Source organism: Streptomyces sp. NPDC030798, assembly GCF_055572275.1.
Window position 1 is genome coordinate 50188 of record NZ_JBVIDR010000011.1, and the last position, 16284, is coordinate 66471.

General features: G+C 73.3%; 17 protein-coding genes. 7 read left to right on the forward strand and 10 right to left on the reverse strand.

Annotated features, from left to right (window positions below):
• The first annotated feature begins 130 nt into the window (after nucleotides 1–130).
• Nucleotides 131–799 carry a pyridoxine/pyridoxamine 5'-phosphate oxidase gene (locus ACZ404_RS24525; RefSeq protein WP_468443287.1) on the forward strand — a complete coding sequence of 223 codons (669 nt, stop codon included), beginning with the start codon at nucleotides 131–133 and terminating at the stop codon, nucleotides 797–799.
• A 254-nt stretch (nucleotides 800–1053) separates the two neighbouring features.
• On the opposite strand, the gene ACZ404_RS24530 is transcribed toward ACZ404_RS24525, so the two are convergent.
• Nucleotides 1054–1449 (reverse strand): Zn-ribbon domain-containing OB-fold protein, encoded by a 396-nt coding sequence (locus ACZ404_RS24530; protein WP_468443289.1) that lies wholly within the window; start codon nucleotides 1447–1449, stop codon nucleotides 1054–1056.
• Complete coding sequence (locus ACZ404_RS24535; RefSeq protein WP_468443291.1) at nucleotides 1446–1898, reverse strand: DoxX family membrane protein; 453 nt, start codon at nucleotides 1896–1898, stop codon at nucleotides 1446–1448. The genes ACZ404_RS24530 and ACZ404_RS24535 overlap by 4 nt, the downstream gene beginning before the upstream one ends.
• Before the next feature lie 224 nt (nucleotides 1899–2122).
• Between ACZ404_RS24535 and ACZ404_RS24540 the strand changes: the two genes are divergently transcribed.
• From ACZ404_RS24540 to ACZ404_RS24550, 3 genes are all read left to right on the forward strand, one after another.
• Nucleotides 2123–3301, forward strand: coding sequence for a flavin-containing monooxygenase (locus ACZ404_RS24540; protein ID WP_468443293.1), 1179 nt, complete (start codon nucleotides 2123–2125; stop codon nucleotides 3299–3301).
• Nucleotides 3302–3476: 175 nt separating this feature from the next.
• Complete coding sequence (locus tag ACZ404_RS24545; protein ID WP_468443295.1) at nucleotides 3477–5699, forward strand: acetate--CoA ligase family protein; 2223 nt, start codon at nucleotides 3477–3479, stop codon at nucleotides 5697–5699.
• Nucleotides 5690–6574: an enoyl-CoA hydratase/isomerase family protein gene (locus ACZ404_RS24550; protein ID WP_468443297.1), complete on the forward strand. Its 885-nt coding sequence runs from the start codon at nucleotides 5690–5692 to the stop codon at nucleotides 6572–6574. The genes ACZ404_RS24545 and ACZ404_RS24550 overlap by 10 nt, the downstream gene beginning before the upstream one ends.
• Nucleotides 6575–6589: 15 nt before the next feature.
• On the opposite strand, the gene ACZ404_RS24555 is transcribed toward ACZ404_RS24550, so the two are convergent.
• On the reverse strand, nucleotides 6590–7555 hold the full coding sequence (locus ACZ404_RS24555; protein WP_468443299.1) for a hypothetical protein: 966 nt from the start codon (nucleotides 7553–7555) through the stop codon (nucleotides 6590–6592).
• Nucleotides 7556–7614: 59 nt separating this feature from the next.
• A complete protein-coding gene (locus ACZ404_RS24560; protein WP_468443301.1) occupies nucleotides 7615–8004 on the reverse strand; it encodes a PPOX class F420-dependent oxidoreductase in 390 nt (129 codons plus the stop codon).
• 119 nt (nucleotides 8005–8123) lie between these two features.
• Between ACZ404_RS24560 and ACZ404_RS24565 the strand changes: the two genes are divergently transcribed.
• Complete coding sequence (locus tag ACZ404_RS24565; RefSeq protein WP_468443764.1) at nucleotides 8124–8735, forward strand: flavin reductase family protein; 612 nt, start codon at nucleotides 8124–8126, stop codon at nucleotides 8733–8735.
• Between the two features lie 6 nt (nucleotides 8736–8741).
• Here ACZ404_RS24565 and ACZ404_RS24570 read toward each other — a convergent pair whose 3' ends face one another.
• On the reverse strand, nucleotides 8742–10046 hold the full coding sequence (locus ACZ404_RS24570; protein WP_468443303.1) for an MFS transporter: 1305 nt from the start codon (nucleotides 10044–10046) through the stop codon (nucleotides 8742–8744).
• 72 nt (nucleotides 10047–10118) lie between these two features.
• Between ACZ404_RS24570 and ACZ404_RS24575 the strand changes: the two genes are divergently transcribed.
• A complete protein-coding gene (locus tag ACZ404_RS24575; protein WP_468443305.1) occupies nucleotides 10119–11114 on the forward strand; it encodes a GlxA family transcriptional regulator in 996 nt (331 codons plus the stop codon).
• On the opposite strand, the gene ACZ404_RS24580 is transcribed toward ACZ404_RS24575, so the two are convergent.
• The 3 genes from ACZ404_RS24580 to ACZ404_RS24590 form a co-directional block, all read right to left on the reverse strand.
• Nucleotides 11104–12153 (reverse strand): alcohol dehydrogenase catalytic domain-containing protein, encoded by a 1050-nt coding sequence (locus ACZ404_RS24580; RefSeq protein WP_468443307.1) that lies wholly within the window; start codon nucleotides 12151–12153, stop codon nucleotides 11104–11106. The two genes, ACZ404_RS24575 and ACZ404_RS24580, sit on opposite strands and share 11 nt — an antisense overlap.
• A complete protein-coding gene (locus ACZ404_RS24585) occupies nucleotides 12153–13301 on the reverse strand; it encodes an acyl-CoA dehydrogenase family protein (protein WP_468443309.1) in 1149 nt (382 codons plus the stop codon). The genes ACZ404_RS24580 and ACZ404_RS24585 overlap by 1 nt, the downstream gene beginning before the upstream one ends.
• Nucleotides 13302–13428: 127 nt before the next feature.
• The gene (locus tag ACZ404_RS24590; protein ID WP_468443311.1) at nucleotides 13429–14343 is read right to left on the reverse strand and encodes an SDR family NAD(P)-dependent oxidoreductase; all 915 of its coding nucleotides are present in this window, start codon (nucleotides 14341–14343) and stop codon (nucleotides 13429–13431) included.
• Between the two features lie 86 nt (nucleotides 14344–14429).
• On the opposite strand from ACZ404_RS24590, the gene ACZ404_RS24595 reads away from it, so the two are divergent.
• The gene (locus ACZ404_RS24595) at nucleotides 14430–15356 is read left to right on the forward strand and encodes a cyclase family protein (protein ID WP_468443313.1); all 927 of its coding nucleotides are present in this window, start codon (nucleotides 14430–14432) and stop codon (nucleotides 15354–15356) included.
• Between the two features lie 274 nt (nucleotides 15357–15630).
• On the opposite strand, the gene ACZ404_RS24600 is transcribed toward ACZ404_RS24595, so the two are convergent.
• Nucleotides 15631–16101 carry an ATP-binding protein gene (locus ACZ404_RS24600; protein ID WP_468443766.1) on the reverse strand — a complete coding sequence of 157 codons (471 nt, stop codon included), beginning with the start codon at nucleotides 16099–16101 and terminating at the stop codon, nucleotides 15631–15633.
• An 18-nt stretch (nucleotides 16102–16119) separates the two neighbouring features.
• Entirely contained in the window at nucleotides 16120–16257 is a 138-nt protein-coding gene (locus tag ACZ404_RS24605; RefSeq protein WP_468443315.1) for a hypothetical protein, read from the reverse strand.
• Between the last annotated feature and the right edge of the window lie 27 nt (nucleotides 16258–16284).

A 16284-nucleotide genomic window follows, 5' to 3' on the forward strand; every position in this document is an offset into this window, starting at 1 on the left:
CTGCCCCGCCTGGGGGTCGCCTCCGGCACGGGGGGCTGGTTCTGCTCGTCGGGGACGGTGGTGCTGGGCCGCGGCTGACCGGTCCCCGGTGCGGCGGCCGGCTCCCCCGAGCCCGGGTGATACTCGCCCCATGGCACTCACCGATCTCCACGAACTGCTCAGGACCCTGCGGGTCTGGTCGCCCGAGCGGACTCGACTGCCGTCCTTCGACCCGGACACGGCACCGCCGACACCGCTGACCCTGTTCACGAGCTGGTTCGCCGAGGCGGTGCGGGCCGGCGAGACGGAGCCGCACACGATGTCCCTGGCGACGGCCGACGAGGACGGCAACCCGGACGCCCGGATCGTGATGCTGCACGGCGCGGACGCGGAGGGCTGGTCCTTCGGCACCCACGCCACCAGCCGCAAGGGACGCGCCCTGAGCGCCCACCCGTACGCGGCCCTGGTCTTCTACTGGCCGACGCTGGGCCGCCAGGTCCGGCTCCGGGGACCGGTCGCCTCGGCCCCCTCCCACGACAGCCAGGCCGACCTGCAGGCCCGTTCCACCGGCGCCCTGGCCGCCGCGCTGACCGGACGGCAGAGCGACGACCTCGGCTCACTGGAGGAGCTGCGGCAGGCCTCCGAGGCGGCCTGGGAGCGGGCCCGCCAGAACCCGACGGAGCCGTCCCCGACCTGGACGCTGTACCGGGTCCGCCCGGACACGGTCGAGTTCTTCCAGGGCGACGCCGACCGTCGCCATGTACGCCTGGAGTACCGCAAGACGGGGTGGGGCTGGCAACGGCAACTCCTGTGGCCGTGAGCCGCACCCGCCCGGCGGAGGCGAGCCGGCCAGGCGGTCCGCCAGGGCCCCGGCGTCCTCGGGGGTGAGCCGGGGTGAGGTTCAGGGCGTGCGGCGGGGTGTGGAAGACGACCGCCCGTACGCCGCCCTCCGCGTCACCGAGCGTGCCGGACCTGGTCGCCGTAGACCCTCAGCAGGCGCCGGCGCGGGTGAGGAAGTCCTCCAGGTCGTGGGTGGGATGCCGGGCAGCGGGGTCCATGCGGACATGGTCGCGATCAGGGCTTGGGCCGGAACACCGGTTTTTCGTCCCGGAAGGTCACTTCGAGGTCCATCCCGGCGACCGGCTCGGTGCCGGCGCAGTCCACCAGTTCCGTCATCATGCGCGGGCCCTCGGCCAGGTCGACCACGGCGGCCGTGTACGGGGTGCGGTCGGTGAAGGGCGGGAGGTCGTTGCGGTGGACCGTGGACCAGGTGTAGAGGGTGGCCCGGCCGCTCGCCCGCTCCCAGGTGACGTCGTCGCTCCAGCAGTGCGGGCAGAACTCGCGGGGGTAGTGGTGGGCCCGGCCGCAGGTTCCGCAGCGACGGATCAGGAGGCGGCCCCGTGCCGCCGCGTCCCAGTAGGGGCGGGTGAGGGCGTCGGGCTCGGGCACGTCGTGGCGGGGCGCGGTCACCGGAACCACCCCAGCGCCGCGTCCAGGGACCAGCTCTGCCAGGCCATCCCGAAGAAGGCGACCAGGGAGATCAGGGCCATCATCGAGTTCTGCCCCTGCTCCGCCCAGTCGTGGATCATGAGGACGAAGTAGATCGCGTTCAGCAGCAGTCCGCCGAGCAGCGCCACCGGGGTCAGGAAGCCGGAGATCAGGCCCAGGCCGAGGGCGAGTTCGGCGTAGGCGACGAGGTACGCCATGAGCTTCGGGTGGGGTTTCACCACCGTGTCGAAGCCCGAGCGCACCAGCTCCCAGCGGTGTTTCTCCGCCACCTCCGCCGCCCACGCGATGCCGCTGCCGCGGTGGAACCAGGCCTTCTTGTCCTTGTGCCGCCAGCTCTCCAGCCACCACAGGCCAAGACCCATGCGCAGCACCGCGAGCCACTCCGCACCGTCGAGCCAGATCGCGTCCATGACATCTGACGGTACGTCAGATCGGCCCGGAAGTTGAGCCCCCCGCCGGGATTCGCCGTGCGCTCGCCCGGGACGGCACCCATGCCGCCCGCACACCCGACCGTCACGGGGGAGGCGTCCAGGACACCTCTTCCGCCCGGTTTCCGCACACCCGTGATCAATCCGCAACCAATTCCGGTCTTGACCGATACCCATCAAGCGGGTGCGTGATTACGCTCGCGCTCATGGCCGTATCCCGCCCCGCCTCCGCGCAGCCCTCCCCGACCCCCGCCGACCGCCCCGTCTATGTGATCGGCGCCGGTCCCGGCGGGCTGGCCGCCGCGTACGCGCTGCGGGCGCGGGGCATACGGGCGGTGGTCCTGGAGAAGGCCGACCACGTGGGCGCCTCCTGGCGGCGCCACTACGACCGGCTGCACCTGCACACCACCCGGCGCCTGTCGGCGCTGCCGGGCCTGGCGATGCCCCGCAGGTTCGGGCGCTGGGTGTCCCGCGACAACGTGGTGCGCTACCTGGAGAAGTACGCCGAACACCACGAGCTGGAGATCGTCACCGGCGTGGAGGTGTTCCGCGTCGAGCGGTCCGGGGACGGGGAGGGCTGGCTGCTGCACGCCTCCGGCGGGCGGGAGCTGACCGGGAGCGCGGTGGTCGTCGCCACCGGCTTCAACCACACCCCCCGCGTCCCCGACTGGCCCGGCCTCGACGGCTACGGCGGGGAGTTCCTGCATGCCGGCGCCTACCGCAACGCCCTGCCCTACGCGGGCCGCGACGTGCTCGTGGTCGGCGTCGGCAACACCGGTGCCGAGATCGCCGTCGACCTGGTGGAGGGCGGGGCCGCGCGGGTACGGCTGGCGGTGCGCACCGCCCCGCACATCGTGCGCCGCTCGACCGCCGGGTGGGCGGCCCAGTACACGGGCGTGCTGGTACGACGGCTGCCGGTGCGGCTCGTCGACCGGCTGGCCCGGCCGCTCGCGAAGGTCAGCACGCCGGACCTGTCCGCGCACGGGCTGCCGCGCCCCGGGACGGGGCTCTACAGCAGGGTCCGCGAGGGCGCCATCCCGGTGCAGGACGTCGGCCTCATCGACGCCGTGCGCAAGGGCAGCGTGGAGGTCGTGGCGGCCGTCGAGGGCTTCGAGGACGGGAAGGTGGTCCTCGCCGACGGCAGCCGCATCTCCCCCGACGCCGTGATCGCGGCCACCGGGTACGTGCGGGCCCTGGAGGGGCTGGTCGGGCATCTCGGGGTGCTGGACGAGCGCGGCAGGCCCGTGGTGCACGGCGGCCGGACGCCGGCGCAGGCCGCCGGCCTGTACTTCACCGGGTTCACCAACCCGATCAGCGGCATGTTCCGGGAGCTGGCGATCGACGCGGAGAAGGTCGCCAGGGCGGTGGCGAAGCGGCTGGGGTAGGCCTCCCCCGCCCCTCCGTCGTCCCTTCGCAGCCCCTCCGTGGTGCGTCCGGCCGTAACTTTGCCGGTCCGACCCGTTCCTGACGTTGTGTCAGTTCAGTAATCTGACACTGCGTCAGTTGAATCTGCTGTCCTCCAGCGCTGTCCTGCGCTGTCACACAGGAGCGGGCGGAACGATGCTTGGATCAACCCACGGCACCCTCACCACCGACTCCCGCCGGGCCCGGGTCCTCGCCTGCGGTGAGGAACGGCCCGGACCCGTCGTCCACGACCAGGTCGACGACGACCTCGACGTCAGCGGGCGCCCGCGCTACGCCGGCGTACCCGATCTGACGCGGTTCTTCCGCCCCGAGTCGGTCGCCGTGGTCGGCGCCTCCGACACGGAGGGGCGGCCCAACACGGGGATCACCAGGCAGTTGCTCGCCTGGGCCGAGCGGGTGGGGGCGCGGGTGCATCCGGTGCACCCGACCCGGCCGTCCGTGTTCGGTCTCGCCTGCTCCCCGTCCGTCGGCGCACTGCCCGAACAGGTCGACCTGGCGGTGCTGCTGGTCGCCGATCCGCTGCCGGTGATCGAGGAACTGGCCGAGGCCAAGGCGAAGTTCGCCGTCGCCTTCGCCTCCGGGTTCGCCGAGACCGGCGAGGCGGGCGCCGAGGCCCAGGCGCGGCTGACACAGGCGGTACGGCGCTCGGGGCTGCGGCTGCTCGGGCCGAACACCAACCTCAACGCCTTCGAGCGGTTCCGGGAGGACCTCGAAGGGCCCGCGATCGCGCTCATCACCCAGTCGGGACACCAGGGCCGGCCCCTCTTCGCGCTGCAGGAGCTGGGCATCCGGCTCTCCCACTGGGCGCCGACGGGCAACGAGGCCGACCTGGAGACCGCCGACTTCCTCTCGTACTTCGCCGAGCAGCCCGAGGTCGGCGCCATCGCCTGCTACCTGGAGGGCCTCAAGGACGGCCGCGCCTTCCTGCTGGCCGCCGACCGGGCCGCCCGGCGCGGAGTGCCGGTGGTCGCGGTGAAGGTGGGCCGGACCGAGGAGGGCGCGCGGACGGCGGCCACGCACACCGGCAAGCTCACCGGCGCCGACGACGTGGTGGACGCGGCGATGCGGCAGTACGGCGTGATCCGCGTCGACGGCCTCGACGAACTCCAGGACACCGCAACCCTGCTGGCCCGGGCGCGGGCGCCGCGGGCCGACGGTGTCGTCGTCTACTCCATCTCGGGCGGCACCGGCGCGCATGTCGCCGACCTCGCCGCCGGGCTGGGCCTGCGGCTGCCGAAACTGTCGCAGGAGCGGCAGGCGGAGCTGCACCAGTGGATACCGGAGTACCTGAGTGTGGCCAACCCGGTGGACAACGGCGGGCACCCGGTGGGTGACTGGCGCGGCCGGAAGATCATCGACGCGATCCTCGCCGACCCTGCGGTGGGCGTGCTCGTCTGTCCCGTCACCGGGCCCTTCCCGCCGCTCAGCGACCACCTGGTGCGGGACCTGGTCGAGGCGGCCGAGGAGACCGACAAGCTGGTGTGCGTGGTGTGGGGGTCACCGGTCGGCACCGAGCCGGCGTACCGGGAGGTCCTGCTCGGCTCCTCCCGGGTGGCCACCTTCCGCACGGTCGGCAACTGCCTGACTGCCGTGCGCGCGTGGCTCGACCACCACCGCTTCGTGCGCGACTACCGCTCCCCCTTCGACGCGGCCCCGCGCACCCCCTCCCCGTCCTTCCGCAAGGCGGAGCTGCTGATGCGCCCCGCCCAGCAGCTCAGCGAGCACGCGGCCAAGCAGCTGCTGCGCGCCTACGGCATCCGGGTGCCGCGCGAGCAGCTCGTGACCAGCGCGGCGGCGGCCGTCCGGGCGGCCGGACAGGTCGGCTACCCGGTGGTGATGAAGGCGTCCGGCGCGCAGATCGCCCACAAGACCGAGCTGGGCCTGGTGAAGATCGGCCTGACCTCGGCCAGCCAGGTCCGCGACGCCTACCGCGAGCTGACCGACATCGCCCGCTACGAGGGCGTCTCGCTGGACGGCGTCCTGGTGTGCCAGATGGTCGAGCAGGGCGTCGAGATGGTCGTCGGGGTGACGCACGACGCGCTGTTCGGGCCGACGGTGACCGTAGGGCTCGGCGGGGTTCTCGTGGAGGTGCTGCGCGACGCCGCCGTACGCGTCCCGCCGTTCGGCGAGGAGCAGGCCCGCGACATGCTCGGCGACCTGCGCGGGCGTGCCCTGCTGGACGGGGTCCGGGGGCGGCCACCGGCCGACCTGGACGCCTTGGTCGAGGTCGTCCTGCGGGTCCAGCGCATGGCCCTGGAGCTGGGCGACCGGATCGCCGAGCTGGACATCAACCCCCTGATGGTGCTGCCGCGCGGGCAGGGTGCGGTCGCGCTGGACGCGCTGGTGGTGTGCCGGTGAGCGGCGTCCTTCACGAGATCCGCGACCAGGTCTGCCACCTCACCCTCGACCGCCCGGAGGCCCTGGGCGCCCTGACCCCCGCCATGCGGGACCGCCTGATCGAGCTACTGGCGCAGGCGTCGGCGGACCCGGACGTGCGGGCGGTGGTACTCACCGGCACCGGCCGAGCATTCTGCGCGGGCGCGGACCTGCGGGGCGGAACCGGGGGACGCGCCGCCGGGAACGGGGCCGGGGGTGGGGAACGCGCCGCCGCGGACGGGACCGCGAGCGGAACACGCGACGCCCCGGACAGGACCTCGGGCGAGATGCGTCTGGCTGGGGATGTGGCGCGGACTCTGCGGCTGGGCGCGCAGCGGCTGATCGCGGCCGTGCTGGACTGCGAGAAGCCGGTGCTGGCCGCCGTGAACGGTACGGCGGCCGGGCTCGGCGCGCATCTCGCGCTCGCCTGCGACCTGGTGCTGGCCGCCGAGTCGGCCCGGTTCATCGAGGTGTTCGTACGGCGCGGCCTCGTGCCGGACGGCGGCGGCGCCCACCTGCTGCCCCGGCTGGTCGGGCCGCAGCGGGCGAAGGAGCTGATGTTCTTCGGCGACGCCCTGCCGGCGGCGGACGCCGAGCGGCTGGGCCTGGTCAACCGGGTCGTGCCGGACGCGGAGCTGGCGAAGACGGCCCGCGACTGGGCGACCCGGCTGGCCTCCGGCCCGACCCGGGCCATCGCCCTCACCAAGCACCTGGTCAACGCCTCCCTGGACACCGACCGCTCGACCGCCTTCGCGGCGGAGGCGTGGGCCCAGGAGATCAACCTGACCACGGAGGACGCCGGGGAGGGCCTGCGGGCGTTCGTGGAGCGCAGGAGCCCGGAGTTCCGGGGGCGGTGAGGCGCGGGGCGACCCCTACTCCTGGGCGGAGCCGCCCTCGGCCGGCCTGAGGATGCGCAGGGTGCCGGAGTCCGGGTCGCCGAAGAGGACGAACAGTTCGGGGGCGTCCTCGGTGCCGCCGAAGGACCAGTCGGTGTCCTCACCGCAGTCGCCGTCGAGCCGGAGCCGGATGCCGTCCCGGCCGAGGTCCGTCCGGTGCTCGGCCCGCCAGTCGCCGGTGCCTTCGCAGGTCACGAACTCCTTCTCCAGCCAGTCGTAGTCCGGGGGCTGGGCCGGCAGCCGTACCGCCTGCGCCCGCCCGTCGGCGCTCAGCCGCAGCTCGGCCCCGTTCGGGCCGCGCCAGACCCCGGCGAGCCGGCCGGTGCTCAGCTTCGGGGGCTCGTACTGCCGGATCAGGCCCGTCTCGGTGGCGAGGATGCCGCCGCCCAGGGCCACCACGAAGAGCACGGCCGAGCCGAGCGCCGCGCGCCACCACACGCCCCACGGCCGCCAGGCCCGCCTGCGCGCGAGCCCGACCCAGAGGGTGGGCAGCAGGCCCAGCGCCGCGAGGACCGGGACGGAGGTGCCGAACGGCCAGAGCGGGGCCGTCAGCGCGCCCCAGCCGGCGGCCGGAGCCAGCGGGGCGAGCAGGTGCCACACCCAGGCGGGTCCGCCGAGCCGACGGACGGCGAGCCGGGCGAGGACGACCGAGGGCAGGGTGAGCGCGAACGTCAGCCCCAGGCCCAGCAGCGGCAGCAGCAGCGGCGCGAACAGGAGCACGCAGAGCGCGCCGAGGGCTCCGCCGCTGCCCGCGCCGTAGTCGTCCTTGGTCGCGGCGACGTCGATCCACCACAGCAGCCCGGCCGCCGGAAGCTGCGCCCCGCCGACGGACACGGCCGCCCCCAGGTCGGTGGCCGCCCACAGGGCCGGCCCTGTTCTTTGGCCCTCGTCGTCCGTGCGTTCCTCGCGTATGCGCTGCTCGTGCGCGTTTGCCCACCCCATGGCCGCACAGCGTAAGGACAGGCCGGCGCGGGTACGACGGCGGGGCCGCCCGGGATCGGCTACTGGTAGGTGGCGTGCCGCGGCCGCAGACCCAGCAGGACGCGGTGCGGGGCGTCCGGGAGGGGGCGCTCGAAGCTCATGCCGTAGCGCTCGGCCAGCGTGAAGAAGCCGTCGGTGGAGGGATCGTCCACGATCTGCTCGATCGTGCCGCGCACCTCCAGGTAGCGGTAGGGCCGCTCGGGATCGTTGACGGAGAGGGTGGCCTGCGGGTTCTTGGTGATGTTGCGGTACTTGTGACGCCGTTTCTCGGTGGTGAACCACAGCAGTTCACCGTCCCAGCGGAACCACACCGGGTTCACCTGCACGGCACCGTCCGGGCGCAGCGTGCCGAGGTGGCCGAAGAGGGGACGCTCGAGCAGGTCGACATGGGAGTCGGGAATCACGGACACGGAAACCTCACCGAAGAAGGAATGATCAAGTCGCTTCGCTCCGACTCTAGTTCGGCCACCGAGACGGCCCGGTTCCGGCTCTTCCCGTCTGACACCGCGTCAGCTTCAATGAGGGAATGATGGGACACGCAGGCGCGGCGGCTGCCGCTGTTCGGTACCTCGGGGGCGGTTCCCGGGCGGAGTCGGTGGAGCCGTTGCCGCGGCCGGAGTTGCGATGCGTGCGGGAGGGTGAGCGGGCGCCGGTCGGGCAGGCCGAGTTCCGGCGGGTGCTGGGCAGCTTCGCGACCGGGGTCACGGTGATCACGGCACCGGCCGCCGAGGGTGAGGCGGGCCCGGCCGGGTTCGCCTGCCAGTCGTTCTCCTCGTTGTCCCTCGACCCGCCCCTGGTCTGCTTTCTCGTCGGCCGTACGTCCGCCACCTGGCCGCGCATCGCCCGCGCGGGCGTCTTCTGCGTCAACGTGCTGAGCGCCGGGCAGGGCGAGCTGTGCCGGGGCTTCGCGGTGAGCGGCGGGGACAAGTTCGCGGGGGTGGCGTACGACGCGGCGCCGGTCTCCGGGGCGCCGCGCCTCGCGGGGGCGGCGGCCTGGATCGACTGCACCGTCCACGCCGTGCACACCGGGGGCGACCACCTCATCGTCGTGGGCCGGGTGGACGCCCTCGGGGCAGACGGGCCGGGCGATCCGCTGGTGTTCCACCGAGGGCGGTTCACCCGGCTTCAGGAAGGCTCGTAGGACGGGTCAGGACACCGCGAGGGCCGGGGCTGCCGGGCGGCGGCGGATCACCAGGGCCATCAGGGCCGCCGCCGCGCACAGGGTGCCGGAGGCGTACCAGACGACGTCGTAGGAGCCGAAGACGTCGCGGGCGACACCGCCGAGGAAGGCGACGAGGGCGGCACCGACCTGGTGGGCGGCGAGCACCCAGCCGAAGACGATGGCGCTGTCCTCGCCGTACCGCTCCCGGCACAGCGCCAGGGTGGGCGGGACGGTGGCGACCCAGTCCAGGCCGTAGAAGACGATGAAGAAGACCATCGGCGGGTGGACCGACGGGGCCAGCAGCATCGGCAGGAAGACCAGGGAGACACCGCGCAGGGCGTAGTACACGGCGAGCAGGCGGCGCGGTTCGAAGCGGTCGGTGAACCAGCCGGAGGCGATGGTGCCGACGACGTCGAACACGCCGACGACCGCGAGCAGCGAGGCCGCCGCCGTGACCGGCATGCCGTGGTCGTGCGCGGCGGGCACGAAGTGGGTCTGCACCAGGCCGTTGGTGGAGGCGCCGCAGATCGCGAAGGTGCCGGCGAGCAGCCAGAAGGGGCCCGTGCGGGCGGCGGAGGCGAGCACGGAGAGCGTGCGGCGGGCGGCGCCGGTGAGCGGCGGCGGCTTGGGCACGAACTCCGTCGCGCCGTACGGCTTCAGGCCCACGTCGGCCGGGTGGTCGCGCAGCAGGATCCAGACGAACGGCACGACGGCGAGCGCGGTCAGGGCGACCGTCACGGCGGCCGGGCGCCAGCCGTGCGCCTCGACCATCCAGGACAGCAGCGGCAGGAAGACGAGCTGCCCGGAGGCGGAGGCCGCGGTGAGGATGCCGCTGACCAGGCCGCGCCGCTCGGTGAACCAGCGGTGGGTGACCGTCGCCGCGAACGCCAGCGCCATGGACCCGGAGCCGAGGCCGACCAGCAGGCCCCAGCACAGCAGCAGTTGCCAGGGCGCCGTCATCCACACGGTCAGCCCGGAGCCGAGCGCGATGACGGTCAGCGCGAGGGCGACGATGCGGCGGATGCCGAAGCGGTCCATCAGCGCCGCCGCGAAGGGCGCGGTGAGCCCGTAGAGCGCGAGATTGATGGAGACGGCCGCGCCGATCGTGCCGCGTGACCAGCCGAACTCGCCGTTCAACGGGTCGATGAGCAGGCCCGGCAGGGAGCGGAAGGCGGCCGCGCCGACGATCGTGACGAAGGTGACGGCGGCCACGAACCAGGCACGGTGCACACGCCGGCGCCGGGGGGCGGGGGCGTGCGCGGGAGCTACGGCTTCGCTTGTCTGAGTCACGTCAGCAAGGGTCGGGGAAACCGGCCCCTCCCATCGAGTGGCCCGGAGGACAGCATTCGCTAGGATCGGGCCATGACCCCCGGCCAGGACTTCCGCCCGCACCGCGTCGTCGTCCTCGCGCTGGACGGCCTGCTCCCCTTCGAACTGGGCATCCCGCACCGCATCTTCGGCCGCCCCAGGGACGCCGAGGGGCGGCAGCTGTACGAGGTGGTGACCTGCTCGGTGCGGCCGCCCGGGCCCGTGGAGACCGACGCCGACTTCACGGTGCACGTCTACCACGGCCCGGAGGCGCTGGAGCGGGCCGACACGGTGATCGTCCCGGCGTCGTACGAGCTGGGACCGGTCTACGACGAGGGCAGGCTGAGCGACGAGCTCGCCGCCGCGCTCGCCCGCATCCGTCCCGGCACCCGCCTGGCCTCCATCTGCACCGGTGCGTACGTCCTGGCCGCCGCCGGGTGTCTCGACGGCCGCCCGGCGACCACGCACTGGGCCGACGCCGAGCGCTTCCAGCGGATGTTCCCGAAGGTCGAGGTGGACGCGGACGTGCTGTTCATCGACGACGGGGACGTGCTGACCTCGGCCGGGGTGGCGGCCGGTATCGACCTGTGCCTGCACATGGTGCGCCGCGACCACGGCACGGCCGTCGCCAACGAGGTGGCCCGCCGCACGGTCGTCCCGCCCCACCGGGACGGCGGCCAGGCCCAGTACATCCACCGCCCCGTCCCGGACCCGCAGCTCGCCACCACCACCGCGGCCCGCGCCTGGGCCCTCGGCCGCCTGCACGAGCCGATCCAGCTGCGGGACATGGCCGAGCAGGAGGCCATGTCGGTGCGCACCTTCACCCGCCGCTTCCGTGAGGAGACCGGCATCAGCCCCGGCCAGTGGCTCACGCAGCAGCGCGTCGAACGCGCCCGGCAGCTGCTGGAGTCCACCGACCTGTCGGTCGACCAGGTGGCCCGGGACGCGGGCTTCGGCACGGCCCAGTCGATGCGCCAGCATCTGCAGCAGGCGCTCGGCGTGACCCCGAGCGCCTACCGGCGGACCTTCCGGGCGGGCGTCAGAACGTGAGCACCGCCCGCGCCACGCGCCCCGCCTCCGCGTCGGCCCGCGCCTTCTCGAAGTCCTCCACCGGGTAGGTGGCCGTCACCAGCTCGTCCAGGAGCAGCCGCCCCTGCCGGTACAGGTCGGCGTAGAGGGCGATGTCGCGCTGGGGGCGGGAGGAGCCGTAGCGGCAGCCGAGGATCGCCTTGTCGAGGTAGAGCGAGGAGACGAGGAAGGACGCCTCGGCCGTGGCCGGCGGCACGCCGAGCAGGACGGCCTGGCCGTGGCGGTCGAGCAGGTCGACGGCCTGACGGATCAGCTCCACCCGGCCGACGCACTCGAAGACGTGGTCGGCGCCCGTCGGCAGCAGGTCCCGTACGCCCTGTGCCGAGGGCAGGAAGTCGGTCGCGCCGAACTGCCGGGCCACCGCCTCCTTCGCCGGGTTGGCGTCCACGGCCACGATCCGCGACGCACCGGCGAGCCGCGCGCCCTGCAGCACGTTCAGGCCGATGCCGCCGGTGCCGATGACGACCACGCTCTCCCCGAGACCCACCCGGGCCCGGTTGAGCACCGCGCCGACCCCGGTCAGCACTCCGCAGCCGATCAGCGCGGCGGACGGCAGCGGGATCTCCTCCGCGATCCGCACCGCCTGCACGGCCTGTACGACCGTGCGTTCCGCGAAGGCCGAGTTGGAGGCGAACTGGTACATTCTTCGCTCCCCGCGCCCGAACGGCTTTCCGGGCCGCCCGATGGCCTGCCGGCACATGGTGGGCCGGCCCCGGTCGCACTCCGCGCACGTACCGCAGTTGGCGAGCGTGGACAGGGCCACATGGTCACCCGGCGCGACATGGGTGACTCCCACACCGACGGCCTCCACCACCCCCGCACCCTCGTGTCCCAGCACCACCGGAACCGGGAAGGGAATGGTGCCGTCCACCACCGACAGGTCGCTGTGGCACAGCCCGGCCGCCGAGACGGCCACCAGCACCTCACCGGGCCCCGGGTCGCGCACCGTCAGGTCGTCCACCACCTGGACCTGCTTGCCGTCGAACACCACGCCACGCATCACACGGCCCCTCTCGGCTCCTTCGGCAGACCGAGCACCCGCTCGGCGATGATCGTGCGCTGGACCTGGTCCGAGCCGCCGTAGATGGTGTCGGCCCGGGAGAAGAGGAACAGATGCTGGTCGGGATCGAGCGCGTAGGACCGCGCCGGCGACCAGTCCTCCGGCCCCACCGCCGCCTCCGCGCCCCGCACCTGTACGGCCAGCTCGCCCAGCCGCTGGTGCCAGTTGCCCCACAGCAGCTTGGCCGCACTGGGCGCTCCGGCGTCTCCGGCGCCACCGAGCGTGCGCAGGGCGTTCCACCGCAGGGTGCGCAACTCGGCCCACTGCCGCACCAGCCGCGCGCGCACCACGGGGTCACGGACGGCGCCGTTGTCGACGGCCGCGCGCACCACGGCACCCAACTCCCGTGCGAACCCGATCTGCTGGGCCAGTGTCGACACTCCCCGCTCGAACCCGAGCAGGCTCATCGCCACCTCCCAGCCCCGTCCCTCTTCCCCGACGACGTGCTCCACGCGCGCGCGTGCCCCGTCGAAGAAGACCTCGTTGAACTCGCTGGTGCCGGTCATCTGCCGAATCGGCCGCACCTCGATGCGCCCGGGCTGGTCCATGGGCAGGAGCAGAAAGCTCAGCCCGTGATGGCGCCGGGACTCCGCATCGGTACGGGCCAGCACGAAGCACCAGTCGGCCTCGTGGGCGAGGGACGTCCAGATCTTCTGCCCGCTGACCCGGTACCCGTTCCCGTCCCGCACGGCCGCCGTCCGCACCCCGGCGAGATCCGACCCCGCCCCGGGCTCGCTGTACCCCTGACACCACAGCTCCTCACCGGCGGCTATGGCGGGCAGAAACCGCTGCTTCTGCTCCGCGCTGCCGTGCGCGACGAGCGTCGGCGCCAGCAGGTTCTCCCCGATGTGCCCCGAACGCGGCGGCGCCTGGGAGCGGGCATACTCCTCGGCCCAGACGACCTGCTGGGTGAGCGTGCCGGTCCGGTTCCCATAGCCCGACTCCCGCCACCCGAGGCCGATCCACCCGGCCCCACCGAGAACCCGCTCCCACTCCCGCCTGTCCACCCCGGGCCGGACATGCTCCCCCAACCACCCCCGGACCTCAGCCCGGAACACCTCGTCGGCACACCCGAACCCGAACTCCACACCGGTCTCCAATCAACTCGGGAGAGCATCCCCAGGGGCGCGGGGCTGTACCGATATGCGGCTCCGCCGCGTGGGCGCGAGCAACCACAACGAAACCCGCACCCGCCGACTCACCACGCACCCCGGGCTATGAGGCGTTGGGCCGAGCCCCACTCCCCGCAGCCGCTTCCATCGCCGACAGCTGGGACAGCATCGGCATCGGATCCACCCCCACCGACCCCGGCAGCGCCTCCGCGATCGTTTCCGGGGTCCAGCCGCCGGAGGCATACGCGGCTCGCAGTTCCCTCGGCTGCGCCCACACCGCGATCTTCGGCCCGGCAACCGTGTACACCTGCCCGGTGATGCCCTGCGCCGCGGCCCCCTCCGACAGCAGGTACACCACGAGCGCCGCCACGTCCTCCGGCTCCCCGATCTCCTTCAGCTCCATCGGCACCCCCGCCGACATCCGCGTCCGCGCCACCGGTGCCACCGCGTTGGCGGTGACCCCGTACTTGTGCAGGCCCAGCGCCGCGCTCCGCACCAGCGAGATGATCCCGCCCTTCGCCGCGCTGTAGTTGGCCTGCGAGACGGACCCCTGGTGGTTGCCACTGGTGAAGCCGATCAGCGTGCCCGAGCGCTGCCGGCGCATCACCGCGGAGGCGGCCCGGAAGACGGTGAAGGTGCCCTTGAGGTGGGTGGCGATGACCGGGTCCCACTCCTCCTCGGACATGTTGAACAGCATCCGCTCGCGCAGGATCCCGGCGACGCACACGACCCCGTCGAGCCGGCCGTACGAGGAGAGGGCCACGTCCACGACCCGCTGACCGCCCGCCATGGTGGAGATGTCGTCGGCGACCGCGACCGCCTGTCCGCCCGCGGCCTCGATCTCCTTGACGACGGCGTCCGCGACCTCGCTCGTCGGTGCGGTGCCGTCCGTGGCGACGCCGTAGTCGTTGACGACGACCCTCGCCCCCTCGGCCGCGGCCGCGAGCGCGACCGCCCGCCCGATGCCCCGTCCGGCGCCCGTCACGGCGACCACCTTGCCTGCCAAGAAGTTCCCCACGCCCGGCCCCTTCCCGCGGTTTCTGACGGACCGTTAGATTTTATGGCGCGTCGGATGCGCGGACACAAGCCCCGGGGAGGCACCGGATGTCACTGCCGGCCGAGTTCCACGAGATCGCCAAGCGAGTGAACAACTGGGGGCGCTGGGGGGCGGACGACGAGATCGGCACGCTGAACCTGATCACGGACGAGGTGGTGCGGGCCGCCGCGTCCTGCGTCCGCTCCGGCCGGCGGGTGCCGCTCGCGCTGCCCCTGAAGGAGGACGGGGTGCAGACGGGCATGATCCCGGGGCGGGTCAACCCGCTGCACGCGATGGTGCAGATCAACCAGGAGCTGTTCGGCCCGGGCACGGTGGCGTGCAGCGACGACGCGGTGACGATGGGGCTGCAGGCGGGTACGCACTGGGACGCGCTGACCCATGTCTCGCACTCCGGGAAGCTCTACAACGGCCGCCCGGCGCACACCGTCACCGCGCACGGCGGCGCGGAGTTCAGCGGCATCGACAAGGCGCGGCACGTGGTCTCGCGCGGGGTGCTGCTGGACGTGGCCCGCGCGCGGGGCGTGGACCGGCTGGCGGGCGGGCACGCGGTCACTCCGGAGGACCTTCGGGCGGCCGAGGAGTTCGGCGGGGTCCGGGTGGGCCCCGGGGACATCGTGCTGGTGCGCACCGGCCAGGTGCGGGTGTATCTGGCGGGCGACAAGCACGGGTACGGCCATCCGTCGCCGGGGCTGTCGATGCGCTGCCCGGAGTGGTTCCACGCGCGTGATGTGGCAGCGGTCGCGAACGACACGCTCACCTTCGAGATCTTCCCGCCGGAGAGGGAGGACCTGTGGCTGCCCGTGCACGCCCTGGATCTGGTGGAGATGGGGATGCTGCAGGGCCAGAACTGGAATCTCGAGGAGTTGTCCACAGCCTGTGGAGAAGAGCGGCGGTACGCGTTCCTGCTGTCGGCGATGCCGGAGCCGTTCACGGGCGCGACGGGGACGCCGGTGGCGCCGGTGGCCGTCCTGTGAACCCATGGAGCCCGCCGTGGGGCCCGGTTGGCGGGGTCCGGTTGGCGGCGCGCCTCCCCCTGCGCTCCTCCTCCGCGCCGCCACCCGGTGCGACCCACACTCGACGAGGGCCGCCGTCACCCTTGCCCTCGTCGTCCCCTCACGGCGAATCGTCGCCCACCAGCGTGATCAAACAGTCACCAGCCGTCAACACCGGGAGGGCGGTTTTTCCGTTACGCGCGCTTCACGACGCCCGCGCACGGATGCACCCCCCGGCGCACCACGGCACCGGGTCCTAGACCGCCTCGAACGCGAGATCCTCATAGGCGGACAGGCCGCCCCCGTACGCCACCGCTGCGCCCTGTCCGGCCGGTGAGCAGCGGTCCAGCTCGCACCAGATGCGCTTGCCGGTGTCCTCGGGGCTCCAGCCCCAGCGGTCGGCGAGGCAGTCGACGAGGGCGAGTCCCCGGCCGCCGGTGGCGTCACCGCCGGCGCAGCGCGGGACGGGCGCGCGGCTGCTGGCGTCGGCCACCTCCAGCCGCACGGTGGCCGCGGGCGCCGCCTCCGCCGTACCCGGCAGGGAGAGCCGCAGCACGGCCGGGCGGCCCGTGTGCACCACGGCGTTGGTCACCAGCTCGGAGACGAGCAGGACCAGGGTCTCGGCCAGCGGCTCGTCGGCCTCTATACCGAGCCCGGCGAGCCGCGACCGGGCCCACCTTCTGGCCCGGCCCACCTCCGTGGGGTCGGGCCGGATCTCCAGCTGCACTTGAAGCACCTGCACCGCTCACACCATCCGAACCGGCGGACTCACGACCCCGCGCCACGCGGCCGTCGCGGCGTACACCGCGACGAGCAGCACGACGAGGGCCACGATCGTAGCCATTTTCTGCATGGCCAGAACAACGGCCAGAGCAAGGGTCACGGAACGTGATTCCCTTACGAGACAGCA

Coding starts and splice junctions, on each gene's coding strand:
- ACZ404_RS24525 (WP_468443287.1), top strand. CDS start 131: ATGGCACTCACCGATCTCCACGAACTGCTCAGGACCCTGCGGGTCTGG.
- ACZ404_RS24580 (WP_468443307.1), bottom strand. CDS start 12,153: ATGCGTGGCGTGGTGTTCGACGGCAAGCAGGTCCAGGTGGTGGACGAC.
- ACZ404_RS24555 (WP_468443299.1), bottom strand. CDS start 7,555: ATGGGGTGGGCAAACGCGCACGAGCAGCGCATACGCGAGGAACGCACG.
- ACZ404_RS24575 (WP_468443305.1), top strand. CDS start 10,119: ATGACCCCCGGCCAGGACTTCCGCCCGCACCGCGTCGTCGTCCTCGCG.
- ACZ404_RS24535 (WP_468443291.1), bottom strand. CDS start 1,898: ATGGACGCGATCTGGCTCGACGGTGCGGAGTGGCTCGCGGTGCTGCGC.
- ACZ404_RS24565 (WP_468443764.1), top strand. CDS start 8,124: ATGGGACACGCAGGCGCGGCGGCTGCCGCTGTTCGGTACCTCGGGGGC.
- ACZ404_RS24540 (WP_468443293.1), top strand. CDS start 2,123: ATGGCCGTATCCCGCCCCGCCTCCGCGCAGCCCTCCCCGACCCCCGCC.
- ACZ404_RS24595 (WP_468443313.1), top strand. CDS start 14,430: ATGTCACTGCCGGCCGAGTTCCACGAGATCGCCAAGCGAGTGAACAAC.
- ACZ404_RS24545 (WP_468443295.1), top strand. CDS start 3,477: ATGCTTGGATCAACCCACGGCACCCTCACCACCGACTCCCGCCGGGCC.